The organism is Enterobacter sp. BIGb0383, from assembly GCF_003751845.1.
Taxonomy (GTDB): domain Bacteria; phylum Pseudomonadota; class Gammaproteobacteria; order Enterobacterales; family Enterobacteriaceae; genus BIGb0383.
This window is the reverse complement of the sequence record NZ_RJKQ01000004.1, coordinates 160,366-180,915: the sequence shown is the minus strand read 5'-3', so window position 1 is coordinate 180,915 and position 20,550 is coordinate 160,366. Positions and strand designations below refer to the sequence as shown.

At 50.1% G+C, this 20,550-nt stretch carries 21 protein-coding genes; 11 read left to right on the top strand and 10 right to left on the bottom strand.

Annotated elements, in window-relative coordinates:
* Positions 1-7 precede the first annotated feature (7 nt).
* Complete coding sequence (gene envC / locus EDF81_RS18865; RefSeq protein WP_123349703.1) at positions 8-1,273, top strand: murein hydrolase activator EnvC; 1,266 nt, start codon at positions 8-10, stop codon at positions 1,271-1,273.
* Between the two features lie 3 nt (positions 1,274-1,276).
* Entirely contained in the window at positions 1,277-2,197 is a 921-nt protein-coding gene (locus EDF81_RS18860) for a divergent polysaccharide deacetylase family protein (protein ID WP_123349702.1), read from the top strand.
* Between the two features lie 30 nt (positions 2,198-2,227).
* On the opposite strand, the gene EDF81_RS18855 is transcribed toward EDF81_RS18860, so the two are convergent.
* The 3 genes from EDF81_RS18855 to kbl all read right to left on the bottom strand — a co-directional run bounded on the left by EDF81_RS18855 (position 2,228) and on the right by kbl (position 5,510).
* Entirely contained in the window at positions 2,228-3,181 is a 954-nt protein-coding gene (locus EDF81_RS18855) for a glycosyltransferase (RefSeq protein ID WP_123349701.1), read from the bottom strand.
* 97 nt (positions 3,182-3,278) lie between these two features.
* Positions 3,279-4,304, bottom strand: a complete 1,026-nt coding sequence (tdh, locus tag EDF81_RS18850; protein ID WP_123349700.1) for an L-threonine 3-dehydrogenase — start codon at positions 4,302-4,304, stop codon at positions 3,279-3,281.
* A 9-nt stretch (positions 4,305-4,313) separates the two neighbouring features.
* The gene (kbl, locus tag EDF81_RS18845) at positions 4,314-5,510 is read right to left on the bottom strand and encodes a glycine C-acetyltransferase (protein ID WP_123349699.1); all 1,197 of its coding nucleotides are present in this window, start codon (positions 5,508-5,510) and stop codon (positions 4,314-4,316) included.
* Positions 5,511-5,723: 213 nt separating this feature from the next.
* Between kbl and rfaD the strand changes: the two genes are divergently transcribed.
* From rfaD to EDF81_RS18810, 7 genes are read left to right on the top strand one after another with little or no spacing between them, the layout of a single operon-like run.
* On the top strand, positions 5,724-6,656 hold the full coding sequence (gene rfaD / locus EDF81_RS18840; protein ID WP_123349698.1) for an ADP-glyceromanno-heptose 6-epimerase: 933 nt from the start codon (positions 5,724-5,726) through the stop codon (positions 6,654-6,656).
* An 11-nt stretch (positions 6,657-6,667) separates the two neighbouring features.
* A complete protein-coding gene (gene rfaF / locus EDF81_RS18835) occupies positions 6,668-7,714 on the top strand; it encodes an ADP-heptose--LPS heptosyltransferase RfaF (protein ID WP_123349697.1) in 1,047 nt (348 codons plus the stop codon).
* A 3-nt stretch (positions 7,715-7,717) separates the two neighbouring features.
* Positions 7,718-8,680, top strand: a complete 963-nt coding sequence (rfaC, locus tag EDF81_RS18830; RefSeq protein ID WP_123349696.1) for a lipopolysaccharide heptosyltransferase RfaC — start codon at positions 7,718-7,720, stop codon at positions 8,678-8,680.
* Between the two features lie 17 nt (positions 8,681-8,697).
* Entirely contained in the window at positions 8,698-9,981 is a 1,284-nt protein-coding gene (locus tag EDF81_RS18825) for an O-antigen ligase (RefSeq protein WP_123349695.1), read from the top strand.
* The gene (locus tag EDF81_RS18820) at positions 9,974-10,987 is read left to right on the top strand and encodes a glycosyltransferase (RefSeq protein WP_123349694.1); all 1,014 of its coding nucleotides are present in this window, start codon (positions 9,974-9,976) and stop codon (positions 10,985-10,987) included. The genes EDF81_RS18825 and EDF81_RS18820 overlap by 8 nt, the downstream gene beginning before the upstream one ends.
* A gap of 1 nt (position 10,988) precedes the next feature.
* The gene (gene rfaQ / locus EDF81_RS18815) at positions 10,989-12,044 is read left to right on the top strand and encodes a lipopolysaccharide core heptosyltransferase RfaQ (RefSeq protein WP_123349693.1); all 1,056 of its coding nucleotides are present in this window, start codon (positions 10,989-10,991) and stop codon (positions 12,042-12,044) included.
* Complete coding sequence (locus EDF81_RS18810) at positions 12,045-12,989, top strand: glycosyltransferase family 8 protein (RefSeq protein WP_123349692.1); 945 nt, start codon at positions 12,045-12,047, stop codon at positions 12,987-12,989.
* Between the two features lie 25 nt (positions 12,990-13,014).
* Here the strand turns inward: EDF81_RS18810 and EDF81_RS18805 are convergent, their stop codons facing one another.
* From EDF81_RS18805 to EDF81_RS18790, 4 genes are read right to left on the bottom strand one after another with little or no spacing between them, the layout of a single operon-like run.
* Positions 13,015-14,025, bottom strand: coding sequence for a glycosyltransferase (locus EDF81_RS18805; RefSeq protein ID WP_123349691.1), 1,011 nt, complete (start codon positions 14,023-14,025; stop codon positions 13,015-13,017).
* 46 nt (positions 14,026-14,071) lie between these two features.
* Positions 14,072-15,091: a glycosyltransferase gene (locus EDF81_RS18800; RefSeq protein ID WP_123349690.1), complete on the bottom strand. Its 1,020-nt coding sequence runs from the start codon at positions 15,089-15,091 to the stop codon at positions 14,072-14,074.
* A gap of 25 nt (positions 15,092-15,116) precedes the next feature.
* Positions 15,117-15,914: a lipopolysaccharide core heptose(I) kinase RfaP gene (gene rfaP / locus EDF81_RS18795; RefSeq protein WP_123349689.1), complete on the bottom strand. Its 798-nt coding sequence runs from the start codon at positions 15,912-15,914 to the stop codon at positions 15,117-15,119.
* Between the two features lie 2 nt (positions 15,915-15,916).
* On the bottom strand, positions 15,917-17,032 hold the full coding sequence (locus tag EDF81_RS18790; protein WP_123349688.1) for a glycosyltransferase family 4 protein: 1,116 nt from the start codon (positions 17,030-17,032) through the stop codon (positions 15,917-15,919).
* A 419-nt stretch (positions 17,033-17,451) separates the two neighbouring features.
* On the opposite strand from EDF81_RS18790, the gene waaA reads away from it, so the two are divergent.
* Positions 17,452-18,729: a lipid IV(A) 3-deoxy-D-manno-octulosonic acid transferase gene (waaA, locus tag EDF81_RS18785; protein ID WP_123349687.1), complete on the top strand. Its 1,278-nt coding sequence runs from the start codon at positions 17,452-17,454 to the stop codon at positions 18,727-18,729.
* Positions 18,730-18,737: 8 nt separating this feature from the next.
* Positions 18,738-19,214: a pantetheine-phosphate adenylyltransferase gene (coaD, locus tag EDF81_RS18780; RefSeq protein ID WP_123349686.1), complete on the top strand. Its 477-nt coding sequence runs from the start codon at positions 18,738-18,740 to the stop codon at positions 19,212-19,214.
* A gap of 3 nt (positions 19,215-19,217) precedes the next feature.
* On the opposite strand, the gene mutM is transcribed toward coaD, so the two are convergent.
* From mutM to rpmB, 3 genes are all read right to left on the bottom strand, one after another.
* Positions 19,218-20,027, bottom strand: coding sequence for a bifunctional DNA-formamidopyrimidine glycosylase/DNA-(apurinic or apyrimidinic site) lyase (gene mutM / locus EDF81_RS18775; RefSeq protein WP_123349685.1), 810 nt, complete (start codon positions 20,025-20,027; stop codon positions 19,218-19,220).
* Between the two features lie 69 nt (positions 20,028-20,096).
* Entirely contained in the window at positions 20,097-20,264 is a 168-nt protein-coding gene (gene rpmG / locus EDF81_RS18770; RefSeq protein WP_003024094.1) for a 50S ribosomal protein L33, read from the bottom strand.
* Positions 20,265-20,284: 20 nt separating this feature from the next.
* On the bottom strand, positions 20,285-20,521 hold the full coding sequence (gene rpmB, locus EDF81_RS18765) for a 50S ribosomal protein L28 (RefSeq protein WP_002436699.1): 237 nt from the start codon (positions 20,519-20,521) through the stop codon (positions 20,285-20,287).
* Positions 20,522-20,550 lie beyond the last annotated feature (29 nt).

Below are 20,550 nucleotides of genomic sequence, written 5' to 3'. Positions count from 1 at the left end.
GCTCCCCATGAGGGGAAAGGCGATTTTTTCATTCAAATGGGCTGATTTCAGGCCCCTGCTTTGCGCCAGCGCACTCAGCGCTGGCGTTTTGCTGTGCGCCTTTTCCGCCCACGCGGACGACCGCGACCAGCTCAAATCCATTCAGGCCGATATCGCCGCCAAAGAGCGTGCGGTTCGCCAGCAGCAACAGCAGCGCAGCGGCCTGCAGGCACAGCTGAAAGAGCAGGAAGTGGCGATCTCCGCCGCGGCCCGTGCGCTTCGCGAAACCCAGAACACCCTCGCCCAGCTCAATAAACAAGTCGATGAGATGAGCGCCTCTCTGGCCCGGCTGGAACAGCAGAAAACCAGCCAGGAACGCAATCTTGCGGCCCAGTTGGATGCCGCGTTCCGTCAGGGCGAGCATACCGGCATGCAGATGCTGCTGAGCGGTGAAGAGAGCCAGCGCGGTCAGCGGCTACAGGCCTATTTCGGCTATCTGAACCAGGCCCGCCAGGAGACGATCGCCCAGCTTAAACAGACGCGGGAAGAGGTCGCCACGCAGAAGGCGGCGCTGGAAGAGAAACAGAGCCAGCAGCAGACATTGCTGTACGAACAGCGCGCCCAGCAGGCGAAGCTGGAGCAGGCCCGCAACGAACGTAAGAAAACCCTCTCCGGGCTGGAATCTTCGATTCAGGCAGGTCAGCAGCAGCTGGGCGAGATGCGGGCTAACGAATCCCGTCTGCGCGGCAGTATCGCCAAAGCGGAAGCGGCGGCCAAAGCCCGCGCCGAGCGTGAAGCCCGCGAGGCCCAGGCGGTCCGTAATCGCCAGCAGGAAGCCACCCGCAAAGGTTCCACCTACAAGCCAACGGAGAGTGAAAAATCTCTGATGGCACGCACCGACGGCCTGGGCGCTCCGCGCGGACAGGCCTACTGGCCCGTCCGTGGCTCAACGATCCATCGCTATGGCGAACAGCTCCAGGGTGAGCTACGTTGGAAGGGGATGGTCATCGCGGCGGCCGAAGGCACCGAGGTTAAAGCCATCGCCGATGGCCGCGTGATCCTCGCCGACTGGCTACAGGGCTATGGCCTTGTGGTAGTGGTAGAGCACGGGAAAGGCGATATGAGTCTTTACGGCTATAATCAAAGCGCGCTGGTCAGCGTCGGCACCCAGGTTCGTGCGGGTCAGCCGATTGCTCTGGTGGGCAGCAGCGGAGGTCAGGGCAGACCGTCGCTCTATTTCGAAATTCGCCGCCAGGGTCAGGCGGTCAATCCACAGCCGTGGTTGGGAAGATAAGTTTTGCTTCAATTTCGTCGACTGTTATGTGTTGTCGTCGGCGCGCTAGCCTTAGCCGCGCCGGTTTTTGCCGGAAAGCTCGCCATCGTTATTGACGATTTTGGCTACCGCCCGCATACCGAAAACCAGGTCCTGGCGATGCCACCGGCCCTCTCCGTTGCCGTCTTACCGAACGCACCTCACGCCCGAGAAATGGCAACCAAAGCCCATCAGGCAGGGCACGAAGTGCTTATTCACCTGCCGATGGCACCGCTCAGCAAACAGCCGCTGGAGAAAGACACCCTGCGCCCGGATATGAGCAGCGATGAAATTGAGCGCATTATCCGCGAGGCGGTCAACAGCGTGCCTTACGCTGTCGGGCTGAACAATCATATGGGCAGCGCCATGACCTCCAGTCTGTTCGGCATGCAGAAAGTGATGCAGGCGCTGGAACGCTACAACCTTTACTTCCTGGATAGCATGACGATTGGCAACAGCCAGGCCATGCGCGCAGCGGCAGGAACCGGGGTGAAGGTGATTAAGCGCAAAGTGTTCCTCGACGATACCCAGAACGAGGCCGATATTCGCCGCCAGTTTACCCGGGCGGTCGAACTGGCGCGCCGCAACGGATCGGCTATCGCTATCGGGCACCCGCATCCCTCGACGGTGCGCGTCCTGCAGCAAATGCTGCCGACACTGCCTTCTGATATCACCCTGGTCCAGGCCAGCAGCCTGCTGAACGAGCCGCAGACCGATACCTCAACGCCAAATCTGACGCCGCCGGGCAATACGCCACGTAATCCGTTCCGGGGCGTGAAGCTATGCCAGCCGAAGCAGCCCCTCGCGCCCGTACCCACCAGCCGCTTCTTCACCGTGATAAGTGAAAGCTTTAATGAAAGCGCCCTGGTGAACTATTACCGCCATCAGTGGCAGGGCTGGAAGTAATAAAAAACCTGCCGACGGCAGGTTTTTTATTTAGGGTCTCGCAAGCGCGATATAAAGCCGTAGCAGGAACCACAGCTTACGTCCGCTATTCACGCCTTTAAGCAGATCCCCAAAGCGCACCTGCTGGCGGAACTGTGCTCTCGCGTAGGGTTTATCTTTGGTTTTCTTCCGGTATATTCCGAAGAAGTGGCGGGCTTCCTCGACCGCGTGGATCAACAGCGCCCGTTTGACGTCGTGATAGCGCGCCTCATTCGCCCAGCAAATCAGCTGGCTTATCACGCCAATATAGCTGAGGGTGCGCGAGTCGAAATATTTTTTGCTATGGGTAATGGAATTCTGGTTGTCACAATAGACGTAGTCAGGCTTATCAGAAATATAAAAACGGCCGTTGCCTAATCCCAGTTCGGTAGTCCAGAGAATATCTTTATGGCTGCTACCCAGCTGGAAAGTTAACTGCAGCTGGTTGATATATTCCGACCTGACAATTTGCAGCCACAGATAGTGCGGCCATTCACGGGCGCAAACCACGTGGTTAATCCAGCGAAAGCCGTTGATCGCCTGGTTGTAAGGCTGATGACGATGAATCATGTCGCAGCGATGACCTTCGCGTGGCGCATTACGCCAGCCGTTGGCGATATAGACATCCACATCGTGGCGGTTAGCTTCGCAAAAACGGTCAAAAATCATATCATCGGTAAAATCGTCATCGGCATCCAGCAGAATAAGCCAGTCGCCGCGGCGGGCGGCAATACCCGCATTACGGGCAGCATAGACGCCCTGGTTTTCCTGATATATCACGGTAAGTCGGGGATCGTTAAAAGTTTGCAGAACGTCAGCGGTATTATCCGTGGAGCCATCATTAACGACGATAAGCTGCAGATTAATTCGGTCTTCGCGGAGGATTTTTTCCAGCATCGTTCCTAAGGCATCACCGCCGTTATAGACAGGAATAACAATGCTTACATCGATCTTCGCCGTGCTCATTAGCCGTCCAGTTTTCACTATTTTTGACGCTGGGAGTATATGATAAAGATCGGGGGGAAAGAAACCGGCCCGCGTAATACGCGGCCCGGCTTACAGATTAGTCCCAACTGAGGATCACTTTCCCCGACTGGCCTGAACGCATCGCGTCAAAGCCCTGCTGGAATTCATCAATGCTGAAGCGGTGGGTAATAATCGGGGACAGATCCAGACCAGACTGGATAAGGGCCGCCATTTTGTACCAGGTCTCGAACATTTCGCGACCGTAGATGCCTTTAATAAACAGACCTTTAAAGATCACTTTATTCCAGTCGATAGACATCTCCGACGGCGGGATACCCAGCATGGCGATACGGCCGCCGTGGTTCATGGTATCGAGCATCGTGCGGAACGCCGGCGGCGCACCGGACATCTCCAGGCCCACATCAAAGCCTTCGGTCATGCCCAGCTCGGCCATCACGTCCGTCAGGCTCTCCTTCGCCACGTTCACCGCCCGGGTGACGCCCATTTTGCGCGCCAGCTCCAGACGGTATTCGTTGACGTCGGTAATCACCACATGGCGTGCGCCAACGTGTTTTGCCACCGCAGCGGCCATAATGCCAATCGGCCCGGCACCGGACACCAGCACATCTTCACCCACGAGATCGAAGGAGAGCGCGGTATGAACAGCGTTGCCGAACGGGTCAAAGATAGAAGCCAGATCGTCAGAAATATTGTCGGGGATTTTGAAGGCGTTAAAGGCCGGGATCACCAGCTGTTCGGCAAAGCAGCCCTGACGGTTGACGCCAACGCCAACGGTGTTACGGCACAGATGCGTGCGTCCGGCGCGGCAGTTACGGCAGTGGCCGCAGGTAATATGGCCTTCACCGGAGACGCGATCGCCAATTTTAAAGCCTTTCACTTCCTGGCCAATGCCAATAACTTCACCCACGTACTCATGACCGACAACCATCGGAACCGGAATGGTCTTCTGCGACCACTCATCCCAGTTGTAGATATGCACATCGGTGCCGCAAATCGCGGTTTTGCGGATCTTAATCAGCAGGTCGTTATGGCCGACTTCCGGTGTCGGAACATCGGTCATCCAAATCCCTTCTTCCGCTTTCAGTTTGGACAATGCTTTCATTTTACGTCCTCAGGCAATCACGCCCAGTTGTTTGCCGATACGGGTAAAGGCCTCAACCGCACGCTCAATTTGTTCCGGGGTGTGGGCAGCAGACATCTGGGTACGGATGCGCGCCTGACCTTTTGGCACCACCGGGAAGAAGAAGCCGGTGACATAAATCCCCTCTTTTTGCAGCTCGCGGGCAAAGTTTTGCGCCACCACCGCGTCACCCAGCATCACCGGGATAATGGCGTGATCGGCCCCGGCCAGGGTAAAGCCTGCAGCGGTCATTTTTTCACGGAACAGACGTGCGTTGGCCCACAGGCGGCCGCGCAGTTCAGCCCCGGACTCGACCATCTCCAGTACCTTAATAGAAGCGGCCACAATTGCCGGTGCCAGGGAGTTAGAGAACAGATACGGGCGGGAGCGCTGACGCAGCCATTCAACCACCTCTTTACGCGCTGCCGTATAGCCGCCGGACGCGCCGCCCAGGGCTTTGCCGAGGGTACCGGTAATAATGTCTACCCGGCCCATCACCTCACAATATTCGTGGGAGCCGCGACCGTTATCGCCAACAAAGCCCACGGCGTGAGAGTCATCAACCATCACCAGCGCGTTATATTTGTCTGCCAGGTCACAGACGCCTTTCAGGTTGGCAATCACGCCATCCATCGAGAAGACGCCATCTGTCGCGATCAGGATATGGCGAGCGCCCGCATCGCGGGCTTCTTGCAGGCGCGTTTCCAGCTCCTGCATATCGTTGTTGGCGTAGCGGAAGCGCTTCGCTTTACACAGGCGCACGCCGTCGATGATCGACGCGTGGTTCAGGGCATCGGAAATAATCGCATCTTCGGCACCCAGCAGAGTTTCAAACAGGCCGCCGTTGGCGTCAAAGCAGGAGGAGTAGAGAATGGCATCTTCCATGCCTAAGAAATCGGCCAGCTTTTTCTCCAGCATCTTATGACTGTCCTGGGTGCCACAGATAAAGCGCACCGACGCCATCCCAAAACCGTGGCTGTCCATTCCCGCTTTCGCGGCGGCAATCAGTTCGGGGTGATTCGCCAGGCCAAGGTAGTTGTTGGCGCAAAAGTTGATCACGTGGCTACCGTCGCCAACCGTGATATCCGCCTGCTGTGCGGACGTGATAATGCGTTCTTCTTTGAATAACCCTTCCGCACGTGCGGTCTCCAGGTCATTCGCCAGCTGTTGATAAAAATCCCCACGCATAGTCGTTCTCCAGACTCAGCAAATTTCGGCACATCTTACCGAAAGCTATACTGTGATACGAGATGACACATCATGAGTTGTCGGTTTTGCAGCATAAATCACGTGCATCTCCGGTTAACGGTGAATGGCTGATGGCAGGACAATGTAATGGTATGATAGTCGGCATTCGTCTCCGGGACGGTCCCGGAACCCCACATTTTGAAGGTTAGCGTAATGATTATTGTGACTGGCGGCGCAGGTTTTATTGGCAGCAACATTGTTAAGGCCCTGAACGACAAAGGCATTACCGATATTCTGGTCGTAGACAACCTCAAAGACGGCACCAAGTTCGTTAACCTGGTTGACCTGGACATCGCCGACTATATGGATAAAGAGGATTTCCTTATCCAGATTATGGCCGGTGAAGAGTTTGACGACATTGAGGCGATTTTCCACGAAGGCGCCTGCTCTTCCACCACGGAGTGGGACGGCAAGTACATGATGGATAACAACTATCAGTACTCGAAAGAGCTGCTGCACTTCTGCCTGGAGCGTGAAATTCCTTTCCTTTATGCGTCCTCTGCAGCCACCTACGGCGGCCGCACCTCCGACTTTATTGAATCCCGCGAATACGAGAAGCCGCTGAACGTCTACGGCTACTCCAAATTCCTGTTCGATGAATACGTCCGTCAGATCCTGCCGGAAGCGAACTCTCCGGTCGTGGGCTTCCGCTACTTCAACGTCTACGGACCGCGTGAAGGCCACAAAGGCAGCATGGCGAGCGTCGCTTTCCATCTCAACACCCAGTTGAACAACGGCGAAAGTCCGAAACTGTTCTCCGGTAGCGAAAACTTCAAGCGCGATTTCGTCTACGTTGGCGACGTGGCGGCGGTGAACCTGTGGTTCTGGGAAAACGGCGTATCCGGTATCTACAACCTCGGTACCGGCCGGGCAGAATCCTTCCAGGCCGTGGCCGATGCCACCCTGGCATTCCACCAGAAAGGCAGCATCGAATACATCCCGTTCCCGGACAAACTGAAAGGCCGCTACCAGGCCTTCACCCAGGCAGATCTGACTAACCTGCGCGCGGCGGGCTATGATAAGCCGTTCAAAACCGTTGCCGAAGGCGTAACGGAATATATGGCCTGGCTGAACCAGGACGCGTAAGCAGGAGCCGTATGAAGATTTTGGTGATCGGCCCGTCATGGGTGGGCGACATGATGATGTCGCAAAGTCTCTATCGCACGCTCAGGGCGCGTTATCCCCAGGCGATGATCGACGTGATGGCACCCGCGTGGTGCCGTCCGCTGTTATCGCGGATGCCGGAAGTCAACGAAGCGATCCCGATGCCGCTTGGCCACGGGGCGCTGGAAATCGGCGCACGCCGTAAGCTGGGCCACAGCCTGCGCGAGCGCCGTTACGACCGCGCATTTGTTCTGCCCAACTCGTTTAAATCTGCTCTGGTGCCGTTCTTCGCCGCAATACCCCAGCGTACCGGCTGGCGCGGCGAGATGCGCTACGGTCTGCTCAACGACGCCCGCGTGCTGGATAAAACCGCCTGGCCGCTGATGGTAGAGCGCTATGTGGCGCTGGCCTATGACAAAGGTGCGATGCACACGGCGAAAGACTTGCCGCAGCCGCTGCTGTGGCCGCAGCTGCAGGTGAACGATAGCGAAAAAGCGCAGACCTGCGAGGCTTTTGCTCTTTCCTCAGAGCGTCCGCTTATCGGTTTCTGCCCCGGCGCGGAATTTGGCCCGGCGAAGCGCTGGCCGCACTACCATTATGCGGAACTGGCGAAACAGCTGATCGATGAAGGCTATCAGATCGTTCTTTTCGGTTCGGCAAAAGACCACGAAGCCGGTAACGAAATCCTCGCAACGCTCAGCATGGAGCAGCAGGCCTGGTGCCGCAATCTGGCGGGCGAAACCCAGCTGGAACAGGCAGTAATCCTGATTGCCGCCTGTAAAGCCGTCGTCTCCAACGACTCAGGGCTGATGCACGTTGCCGCCGCGCTGAACCGCCCGCTGGTTGCCCTGTATGGTCCCAGCAGCCCGGACTTTACGCCACCGCTTTCCCATAAAGCGCGCGTTATCCGCCTGATTACCGGCTACCACAAGGTGCGTAAAGGCGATGCCGCCGAAGGTTATCATCAAAGCCTGATCGACATTACGCCGCAGCGCGTGCTCGATGAACTCAACGACTTACTGTTAAACGAAGAAGGGTAACGAATGCGGGTACTGATCGTTAAAACCTCTTCGATGGGTGACGTATTGCATACGCTACCCGCCTTAACGGACGCGGTGCAGGCCATTCCGGGCATCCGTTTTGACTGGGTGGTAGAAGAGGGCTTCGCCCAGATCCCGTCCTGGCATGAGGCTGTTGATCGGGTCATACCGGTGGCAATCCGCCGCTGGCGTAAAGCCTGGTTCTCTGCACCGGTGAAGGCCGAACGCCAGGCCTTTCGCGATGCCGTTCGCGCCGTTCGCTACGATGCCATTATCGATGCCCAGGGGCTGGTGAAAAGCGCAGCGCTGGTGACCCGCCTGGCGCACGGTGTTAAGCACGGTATGGACTGGAGCACGGCCCGCGAGCCTTTGGCGAGTCTGTTTTATAACCGCAAGCACCACATTGCCAGACAGCAGCACGCGGTCGAACGCACCCGGGAACTGTTTGCCGCAAGCCTGGGCTATGCCAAACCACAAACTCAGGGTGATTACGCCATTGCCCGGCATTTTACCGGCAACGCCGCTACCCCGCCCTATGCGGTCTTCCTGCACGCCACCACCCGCGATGATAAGCACTGGCCGGAAGAACACTGGCGTGCGCTGATCGCCCTGCTCGCCGACAGCGGCCTGCGGATTAAGCTTCCCTGGGGCGCTCCCCATGAAGAGGCACGAGCGCGGCGCCTGGCCGACGGATTTGATTGTGTGGATGTTCTGCCCAAAATGAGCCTGAGCGATGTGGCGCAAACCCTGGCCGGAGCACGCTTTGTGGTCTCCGTCGATACCGGATTAAGTCATTTGACCGCCGCACTGGACCGACCGAATGTCACGCTTTATGGTCCGACGGATCCGGGTTTAATTGGCGGATACGGAAAAAACCAATATGCACGCAGGAGTGATTCGGGGAAGATGCAGACTCTTGATGCGAATGCAGTCAAGTTAACGCTTGTTGAAGCTCATTGTTTATAACATGTAAGAGATTAAGTATGCTTCGTGGACTCCTGTGTTCTGGTTTTATCCGCAGCGCAAAAAATAATCCATATGATTTGATCTACTTTTTTATTTACGCTGCATTTTTTTCGACCCTGACCCTACTGCTGGTTAATCCGGACAGCGCTCTGAAGCTATTCATTTTGAGCGCGCTGCTGGCGCTGCCGCTTATCGGGAAAAATCGAGAACTTATTCTCTCAAATAAGAAAAATCTGTTTTTACCCTTGATGCTGCTGCTCTTTGGATTAGTGCAAATTGTTTGGGTTGAGATATTCAAGGAACCCAACTCAAACTTTGCAGCGGCGTATCGTTCATACCAGAATGGTGGCAAGGTGATGATTTTTGCAGCACTGGTTATGACAGCTCTACAGTCTCACACGCAGTACATCATCAAAAGCCGCATAAGCAATTTTTGGGTTATAGCAACGGCATTAGGTCTGTACTGCATGGCTGGCTACCAGTTCTCCACCGCTCCTGCTCCCTTCAATTATCAAGTTGCGCTTGGTTTTGAGCATGCAACGGGAGCGGCTTACACCCTGACACTCATTGCGCTGCTGGCATCACAGGCCATTATTAATCTGCGTCTAAAACATACCGTCACGCTCTATTTATTGCATTTCCTGGTATCGCTGGCGGTTATCGTAACGACACAGACCCGGGCAGCCATTCTGGTTTACCCTCTTCTGAGCATAGCCCTCTTTACCCTGCATTATCGCCATCAACGCGCCATTTTGCTGCGTGCGCTACTGGGTTTCATCCTGTTGGTCGGATTGACAGCAATCCCATTAAGATCGGTGATTGAAAATCGCTACCACAGCTTTATGAGCGATATACATTCTTATAGCCAAAGCAATAGTCACACCTCTATTGGTGCCCGACTGGCAATGCAACGTGTAGGAATGAGTGCAGGAACAGCCCATCAATGGGGGCAATCGCTTGAACAACGCGGCGCTGAAATTCAGGCTCTGACACAAGAAGACGCATCGTTGGCAGGAGCCCTGACATACATTAACGTCCATCTGCATAACGAAGTGATTGATACGTTTTCGCTTAAAGGCATTCCCGGCGTTATAGTGCTACTCTTTCTGTATATGGCGATGTTTCTAAGAGCTTGCACCCAAAGAAGCCCTCTACTATTCATCATTTCAAGTGCTATCGTGCTCTACGGTTTGAGTGATGTAATACTTTATGCCAAAGGTGAAGCCCTGAGCTGTGTATTGGCTTTATGTGCGGCAGCAATGCTGACGCCAGGCCCGATGAGAGAGTTATCAAATGACTAACGCTACAGGTTATTTACTGAGCATTATTGTACCAACATACAATAATGCAGAATTTATCACAGATACTCTGACGTCTCTCCATAAGGGCATAACCGAAGAAGTTGAGTTAATAATCGTCAATGATGGCTCAACGGATTCAACTGAAGAGCGCATTAATGCGTTTTATCGCAATCGAAACGACAATAATGTGAAATATATTGCGCAAAAAAATCAAGGCGTCGCTATTGCCCGCAACGTTGGGCTTGCGCAAGCAACAGGAAAATATATTGGTTTTGTCGACAGTGATGACCTTGTTAGTCCTGATTATTTTTCGGTCCTTCTTCCAAAATTAAGGGAAGAAAAATACGATATTATTGATTTTAATTTAACTCGTGACATAAGAAATATTCACAGCGCCTCTAAAGACATAGAATCTGATATTATAGAGCGTGAGTTCATCTTTTCGGATGCCAAATTTTCTTCTCTAACACCAATATTCCGCGCAGGGCAATGGCATTTGATGACCAAAGTCTTTCATCGTAATATTATCGGTGAAGATCGCTTTGAAGAGCATCGCCGCTATGAAGATATGATTTTTTGCCCATTTCAATACTTTAAATGCAAGAAAATATTAAAAATTGATAATAACCTCTACTATTACAGATTAAACAATAAAAGCATTACTGAAAACATAATCGAAGGCGATGCTGAAAGCATTTTTTTTGCGATGCGTAAAATGTGTAACTTTATAAATAACAACAGTGAAAAACGTACTGTCGCAACATTAATGATCATCAATTGCTTTATGGAAGGGCGCAAACTCTTGCGCAAGAAAAAAGGCTATTACTGCTACAGAGAAAACATGATTAATGATATACAGAACGCGTTAGCATGCTGTGATAATTCGGTCATAAGTAAAAAAACATTTTACAAGATGAAATACCCACATCTTGATTGTTATTTTTCTAAAATGAAATTTATAGCCAAGAAAAGTTACAGTGTTTTTTTTGTACCAAAAGGGAATTAGTATGCATAAAAAAATAGAGCGCATACTTATTAGTAAGCTAAAATTCTATGGCGATGTGTTGTTAATCACGCCGGTTATTGCCAGTCTTCAGAATCGTTATCCTGATGCTAAAATCGATCTCCTTCTTTATAAAGAAACAAAGTCGATTTTAGCCGCCAGTGATAGCATAAATGCCTTTTATCTTATTGAGAAGAAGAAAGGGCTGCTCGCCACAGTAAAAAATTATATTGCAGTACGTCATCAGCTGAAAAAAAATCGCTATGACCTGATTATTAATTTGACCGAACAGTGGCCTATCGGGGTGCTTATTGCCTCCTTACATCGCCCTTCTATTGCATTTGAGCGAGAAAAAAAGCTCTGGAACCGCTTGTTTACCCGGGTCATACCCTCAGCCGGAACGCATATTGTTGAGCAGAATGTCTCTATCCTGAAAGGCATTGGTTTTGATGATAGTGAGTTAAAAAAAGAGCTGTCACTTAACTATCGCAAGGATGACTATCAATTTCTCGTGTCTCAGTTGCCAGAACTGCCGATGCAAAAATATGTAGTTATTCAGCCCACCGCGCGACAGACTTTCAAATGCTGGGATGACGATAAATTTGCTGATGTCATCGATAATCTGCATCAGCGAGGCCTGCATGTTTATCTCACCTGTGGTCCGGCAGTCAATGAGCAACAGCAGGTCAAACGTATTGCAGAATTGTGCAAAACGGCACCAGATCTGACGCTGGCAGGTAAAACGTCTTTCCTGCAGCTGGCGGCTTTAATCGATCATGCCGTGCTCTATATTGGTGTGGACTCCGCGCCAATGCATATGGCAGCCGCATTAGGTACCCCACAGGTATGTCTGTTTGGCGCCACCAATTATGAACAATGGAAGCCCTGGTCAGATAAAGCTGCCGTCATTTGGGCTGGTCATTATCATACAATGCCGTCGCGCAGCGATCTTGACCGCTCAAAAAAATATTTAACATGGATACCGGCACAGGCCGTTATTGACGCTATCGATACGGTACTTCATGATAGCGATTCAGATTCGGGGATTGAGAAACCGTAAATGGATAATAAAAACCGCACTATTAATATTGCTTACTGTACAGATGCTAATTATCTGGAATATGTAGCCGTATCTATTATGTCCATCATAATAAATAATCCGGAACAAGCCCTGCAGTTTTTCGTGTTTGTTTATGATGTTAGTGAAGAAGATATCAAAAAACTACAGTCAGCCAGTGATAAAATTCAGGTCATTAATATTGACAAAGCTGAAATTGAAAAATATAACAACGACTTTGCGATCAAACATCTTAATCGCTCAACCTATATGCGTTTGGCCGTACCACGTTTGCTAAAAGACAAAGTGGAGAATTTCATCTATTTAGATGCTGACACTCTGTGCTTCGATAAAATCGAAGAGATTAATAACATTGATATTCATGATGTTATTTGTGCCGTCAGCCATGATTCTCTTAATGTCCACGATAACAAACATGCCAAACGCTTAGGACTCAGTACCAACCATTATTTTAATGCTGGTTTTCTATATATAAATATCGCCAACTGGATCCTTAATGATATTGAAAACAAAGCTAATACTGTGCTGTTTGAAAAGGGAAGAGAACTACCTTATTTTGATCAGGACGCGCTAAATATCGCCATCGATGGAAATATTAAGTTTATTGATAACCGCTGGAATTATTTATTTAATTGGTTTACTGATGAACAACGAGAAAGTTTCTTCTATCATCAGGAAACGCTTCCCAGAATTATCCATTTCACCGGCGGAAGAAAACCATGGTATAAGGAGCATACTGGTCTTTCACAACAGCTCTATATTTTCTACCACCATTTCACCCCGTGGAGAAATACAGAATTACGGTCTTATGCATCACGTATGAGGCCCACAGATTATCGGGTATACTCCCGGCAGGCCGCGAAGAGAGGAGACTATTTCTCAGCTCTTAGGTGGTATAGTAAGTATCTTAAAGCTAAGTTTTTATAAAAAAAACTCCCTTCCGGGAGTTTTTTTATTTACCTTTGACTTTTTCTTTCAGATAGCCAATGTAACTTAAAATTGAAGATATGTACTTACCCTGCAATCTTTCATGCCGTGATTTCTTTTTATACTGCTTTGGCGTTCTCGCGGGCAATAGCGGAACATCGGCCCAGGGCGAAGCCTTCCATGCATCTACAAAATATTGCGCCGATGGATAGTTTGCCCAGGAATTCCATGGTTTTGTCACACCAATATAATGGATAAGAATGGTATCTTCCGTAATATATTCTTTATAGCTTGACAGGTTTTTGCTTTTCAATTCCTGTTTGATTCCATATATCGCATCATAAATTCGTGGTAAGAAAATTGTTTTACCACGGAACATAATGTTTAATACATCCTGATCAAGAAAAGCAAATTTATTATTCTTATCTAATAAAATAGAAAACGCTTTGCTAAAGAACTCTTGTTTTTTCCACTCTCTCAAATTGGCATAGATCACGCCAGCATTGAAATACTCATCATTAAATTCTGGAATATTAAGCCGCTCTGCCGCATATGAACGGCTTTCCTCAACATCCTGAATAACGGCCGCAACCCGGTCGTCAAACTGAATCTTAGTTAATTCAATGAGTGAACCTTTGCATACGACATCAGCATCAATATAAAGCAGTTCATCAATTTTTTCACTGAGGTATTCAAATGCAATAAACCTAAAATAGGTTGCATGCGACCAGGCATTACCACAAGGTAAGACCTTTAGTCCTTCAGCATTGATAATATAAATAGATATATTGGTGGAAAACTGTTTTGCCAGGGTGATGACTTTCTGCTGATAGTCATCATCGAAATAGTCAGTTAAAAGATGAAAGTGAATATTTAAATCACTATTGTGCTGCAGCACTGAAGTCATAGAGATTGCAGCACCAAACATGAAGTTTTTATCAACTCCCCAGGCAACATTAAGCTGAGAATCCTGACCAACCGGCGCATGGTTGAACTCAAGAATTTTTTTAATCGACTGATGACAATCAAATATCATTCGTTATACCCGTTTGTTTAATTATCAATAAGTTGTTGATAGTGTTTTAATTTACTTTGGCTTTAGACAGTTTAGCCTTTATATACATCAGGTGGCTAAGAATTGAACGAATGTATTTGCGTTGTATTCTTTCATGTCGCGACTTACGCTTATATAGCCTTGCCGATGTTGCATTTAGTAAAGATTTTTCTGCCCATGCTGATTTCTCATATGCCTCGATAAAGAACTTTGCGACAGGGTATTTCGCCCATGTGTGCCATGGTTTCGTGACGCCAACATAATGAATTAATACGGTGTCATCATTAATATAATCCTGATAAACATCATCACTTTTATTCTTAAGTTCTTGATCGACACCGTAGATACAATTGAAATCTCTGCGAAGCAAAATTGTATGCCCCACAAACAGTATATTTAAAACATCCTGATCGAAATAAAGCAGGTCCTTTTGACGTTCCTGCAGGATAGAAAATGCTTGGGTCAGAAGATTTTTTTCCTTCCAGACATCCAGGTTAGCAAACACAACACCTGAATTAAAATATCCATTATTCAGTTCCGGAATACCAAGTCTGGAACCTGATTTTAAACGCACTTCATCTATATCATTGATGACGGCAGCATACTCACTGTGGAAATTAATATCTGCAAGCTCACGTAGTGAGCCTTTACAGATAACATCGGCATCAAGGTACAGTACAGCACTTAGTGTGGTACATAAATATTCGAACGCAAAATAACGATAGTACATGGCATAGGTCCACGACTTCGTACTCGGGAGTTTGCGAAAAGCCTCGTTATCGAAAACAAGTATCGTCACCGTCGTACTGTACATTTTGGTTAGTCGTTCAACACTTTCCAGGTAATCGTTATCAATATAGTCGGTTGCTATATAAAAATGAACATCAATGTCAGCATTATTCACTAAAACTGATGTCATTGAAATTCCAGTGCCAAACAAGAAATTACGATCGACACCATATGCTACATTTATTTTTTTACTTCTCGGCTGCACCGAGCTATTAAACTCATGTTTTTCAATTATTATTTCTTGAAAATCAATATTCATAATTAAACAACCTCAAATTTTATATTCATAACGCTTTTCTTATTGTTCTGTGCTTTATTTTTTGCGCTTTTGTAATAGCTCGTTCAAACAATGCAGCTTCCAGACGGAAAATTTCACGCAATGGCATTGAGAAATAAATGCGTAAAAATCGATAAATATCCCGGGATGTTAACCCGATATCAAGCGAAGAAAAATAGAGTCCAATCAGGTCCTTATCACGCCAACGGCGAGGTACCTGGCGACGTATCTGTGCGCGATGCAGGTCGATCATTGACAGCGTGATATCCGCAATATTTGCTGGCAGCGGCAGCTGCAGTAAAAAGTGACAGATATAACAATCCCGATGGTTTACTCCACCACGGTGCATGTTCCTTACCATCTCCGCCACACGGGCAATAATGGTGCGCTTAACGGTAAACGCAGGGCGTTCTACACGCCATCCGGCGCAAAAATCTTCCAGGCTGACGGCTGGCGAAAGATCTTCCGTGATAATAAATGATGTCCGCCGTAAGGGATTCACGCCCTTCTGCCCAAAGGCAACGCCGGTCATCGTATCAACATTTAGCGCTTTCAGACGATGAATCGCCAGCCACTCCCGGTCTGCACCCAGAACAGGCATACGCAAAGAAATAAGGTTTTTTAGCACTTCCTTTAAGGTCGTACCATGGTGATATTTAAGGAAATATCCCTTGCCCATCATCTCAAACCGCAGAGTACGCCGCGTTTCAAGGGCGCGGAATACCTCACCATCAAGCTTACGAACTTCCGTAAACGGATCTTTGCCTTGCCACTGTGTGGCGAATGGTTCTTTTAACTCAATCATTCTCAATGACCTAAAATGATATCTGCAGCTTTATCCGCCAGGCTGTAGAGATCTTCTGTATCGGCAAAATGTCGTGCACTGTTGGCCCAGCCCTCTCTCAGCGCAGCATTTTCCAGCGCTTCACGAAGTGCGTTATCCAGCTTGATTTGCTCAAAAGGCTCAGGAATCACCACTCCGCATTGGGCGGCATTGATATAATCAGCATATCCGCACACTTCGGTGGTCAATACCGGTAGCCCTGCAACAACAGCCTCCAGCAATACAATACCCGCGGCTTCCTGAACGGCAGGATGAAGCAGCAAATCAGCAGCAGACATCAGTTCAGCAATATCATCACGTCCTGAGAAGAACTGGACCTGCTTCTCAATACCCAACCGACGCGCCTGAGCACGGTAGCGATCGTCTTTATCCTGGCCTACCACCATCAGCTGCGTACGCAGGCGTATTCCATCAGGTAAAGAGGCGACCGCCAACAGTGTTCTTGGCACACCCTTACGTTTAAAATCCGATCCCACCTGTAGGAGCAAAAACTGTTCCGACCCAATATCATGTTTTGCCCTGACAGTCTGTCGGCTGTTTTCAGGCTGCTGGCTGTATTTCCGGTCCGGATATATCCCCGGCGGTAAAATATGAAAGCGTTGACTCTCAGTCCGGTAATAATTTTTAAAATCACCGATTTGCTTATTCGTTAACATCAATAACTGCGTGTGAGCACCTTGCTGAAAGGTGGCTTTTTCGAACGCGGCGTAATGCCTGTAACGGCGCGTTAGCCTGTAAAAAAAACCTTTCTCACGGGCGACTTTTTCCGCATAACACACATCGGCAGCATAGTAGACATCAAGCCCGGGCATTTTATTAAACCCCACGACACGATCGACAGCGTGCTGGCTTAAATACTGTTTAACTGATTGGTAGTACTGTTCATTTTTCCCATGATTAGTTCTGGATGTTACCGGGAAAAGGATGATTTCAAGGCCCTCAGGACGCTCACCCTGCCATTGCTGGGTAAGAACCTTAACATCATGGCCCCGTGCCGCTAGCGTATGGGCAATCCGCAAGAAATCACGCTGTAACCCGCCATAGGGAAAATACTTGTACAAACAAAGAGCAATGACCATGCGATAATACCCGCGTCGCGTCGCCAGACATACCCGGCCTGGTCCACAAAAGCGTCGTCGTCTCTGACCATGCTTCCCAGGGCATCCCCTGAGTTTCCAGGTGTTTAAGGCTGCCAGCTATCTGAAATTTCGCAGTAGTATATCATTAATTAACACTCGATCCGAAATGATTGTTTTTTGCACAAAAACAAAAATAATCATTAAAAAACATAAGGATAAAGCCATTTTATTTTGATGGCCAACGAATACCGCACAATGCATTAAGTCTGTAGACTGTGATTTTTTGAGGAAGCGGATAATGGTTTACCTGAACAATACCTTGTCAATTCAGGCGTTTTAGTACAACCTGGATAAAAATGATGGTAAAGCCACTACTAAATACATAGAATCCCAGCACATCCACAGGTCAGCTATTTACTATGCTCGCATTGCTTTACACCGCCCTTTTCTATCTTATTCAGCCATTTATTTGGATACGGCTTTGGGTGCGCGGACGTAAAGCTCCGGCCTATCGTAAACGCTGGGGTGAGCGCTACGGTTTTTACCGTAACCCGCTGAAGCCCGGCGGCATTATGCTGCACTCTGTCTCCGTCGGGGAAACCCTGGCGGCGATCCCTTTAGTGCGTGCTCTGCGGCATCGCTATCCCCAGCTGCCCATCACCGTTACCACAATGACACCAACAGGTTCAGAGCGCGTTCACTCCGCTTTTGGTGGCGATGTTCAGCACGTCTATCTGCCCTATGATTTGCCCGATGCCCTTAACCGTTTCCTGGATAAAGTTGATCCCAAGCTGGTGTTAATTATGGAAACGGAATTATGGCCAAACCTGATTGCAGCCCTCGACAAGCGTCATATTCCGCTGGTCATTGCCAACGCACGCCTTTCAGCCCGGTCGGCAGCTGGCTACGCGAAACTGGGTAAATTTGTTGGTCGACTATTGCGCCGCATCACGCTGATCGCCGCGCAGAATGAAGAAGATGGGGAACGCTTTGTCACCCTGGGTGCGAAAAACAATCAGGTGACGGTCACCGGTAGCCTGAAGTTTGATATTTCTGTTACCCCACAGCTTGCGGCAAAAGCGGTGACGTTACGTCGCCAGTGGGCGCCGCATCGCCCGGTATGGATTGCTACCAGCACTCACGATGGTGAAGAAAGCATTATTATCGCTGCGCATCAGGCGTTATTGCACCAGTTCCCCAGTCTTTTACTGATTCTGGTCCCCCGACATCCTGAACGTTTTCCGGATGCGATTAACCTTGTTCGCCAGGCTGGGCTAAGCTATACCACACGTTCATCGGGGGAAGTGCCCTCTTCAGGCACCCAGGTGGTGGTTGGCGATACCATGGGTGAACTGATGCTGCTGTACGGTATTGCCGACCTTGCTTTTGTCGGCGGTTCGCTGGTTGAACGCGGGGGCCACAATCCTTTAGAAGCGGCAGCACACGCCATCCCCGTACTGATGGGCCCGCATACCTTTAACTTCAAAGATATTTGCGCGCGTCTGGGGCAGGCAAGTGGATTAATCACCGTCACCGATGCCCCGGGCCTGGTAAAAGAGGTCTCCTCTTTGCTGACCGATGAAGATTATCGTAATTTTTATGGTCGCCATGCGGTTGAAGTGCTCTACCAAAACCAGGGGGCGTTACAGCGCCTGCTGCAACTACTGGAACCTTACCTGCCACCCAAAACCCACTGAGGGCTGTCATGGAAAAACGGGCGATCTACCCGGGAACCTTCGATCCCATCACTAACGGCCATATCGATATCATTACCCGTGCGGCCGGGATGTTTGACAAGGTCGTGCTGGCGATAGCCGCCAGTCCGAGTAAAAAACCACTGTTCGACCTGGAAGAGCGCGTGGCGTTAGCCACGGAGGCGACGTCGCATCTGGACAACATCGAGGTGGTGGGGTTTAGCGATCTGATGGCTAACTTCGCTCGCAGTCAACAGGCGAACATCCTGATCCGCGGTCTGCGTGCGGTGGCGGACTTCGAATATGAGATGCAGCTGGCGCATATGAATCGCCATCTGATGCCGGAGCTGGAGAGCGTGTTCCTGATGCCGTCGACAGAGTGGTCATTTATCTCGTCGTCGCTGGTCAAGGAAGTGGCGCGCCACCAGGGTGATGTCACCCACTTCCTGCCTGCCAACGTTCACCAGGCGCTGCTGGCGAAGCTGTAGACGCTACTTCTGACAGCGGCGGCAGTAAAAGGTCGCACGCTGAGCATGCTTTGTCGCCACAATCGGCGTCCCACATACGCGGCAGGGTTCGCCTTTACGGCCGTAGACCTGCAATTCCTGCGCAAAATATCCCGGCTTTCCGTCACTTTGCAGAAAATCTTTCAGGGTCGTGCCGCCCTGTTCGATCGATCGCAGCAGTACGGCCTTGATCACCTGAACCAGCAGTTCACATTCACGCTGAGAAAGAGAAGAAGCCAGCCGATCGGGATGGATCCCGGCGGCAAACAAGGATTCGCTGGCATAGATATTGCCGACGCCCACCACCAGCTTGTTATCCATCAGCCAGGGTTTGATGGCGGTTTTCTTCTTCGCGCACTTCTGCTGCAGGTAGTCAGCGTTAAAGTCGTCACTCAGCGGCTCCGGGCCCAGATGTGCCAGTACATTGTGCCCTTCCAGCACCGGCGTCCACAGCCATGCGCCGAAACGACGCGGATCGGTATAACGCAGCACTTTGCCGTTGCTCATCACCAGATCGACGTGGTCATGTTTTGCCGGGGGCAACTCTTCAGTGAGCACGCGCAGGCTACCGGACATCCCCAGATGGATGATGATCCAGCCGTCGGGCAACTCCAGCAGCAGGTACTTTGCGCGCCGCTGCACGCTCAGCACCGGAACGTCGCTCAGACGATGGATCTCTTCCGACACCGGCCAGCGCAGCCGTCCGTTGCGTACCACCGCGTGCAAAATGGTCGCCCCGACCAGATGGGGCTCAATGCCGCGGCGGCTGGTTTCTACCTCTGGTAATTCCGGCATGCTGTCTTCTCCCGGCCCTTAAAACACAAAAACCCCGCCGAAGCGGGGTTTTCATACAATCCACTAAAATTATTTAATTTTAGCTTCTTTGTACAGTACATGCTGGCGTACAACTGGATCGAATTTTTTCAGTTCCAGTTTTTCCGGCTTAGTACGTTTGTTCTTCGTGGTGGTATAGAAGTGACCAGTACCAGCAGAAGAAACCAGCTTGATTTTCTCACGAATACCTTTAGCCATGATTTATTTCCTCTAAGTACTTAGTACTTTTCGCCACGGGCACGCAGTTCAGAAAGAACTGTATCGATGCCTTTTTTATCGATTACACGCATACCTTTAGCAGATACGCGCAGGGTGACAAAACGCTTCTCGCTCTCAACCCAGAAACGGTGAGAGTGCAGGTTCGGCAGGAAACGGCGTTTGGTCGCGTTCAGTGCGTGGGAACGGTTATTACCGGTCACCGGACGCTTGCCAGTAACTTGGCAGACTCGGGACATGTCTATTCTCCAAAAATCAAATTAGCTCG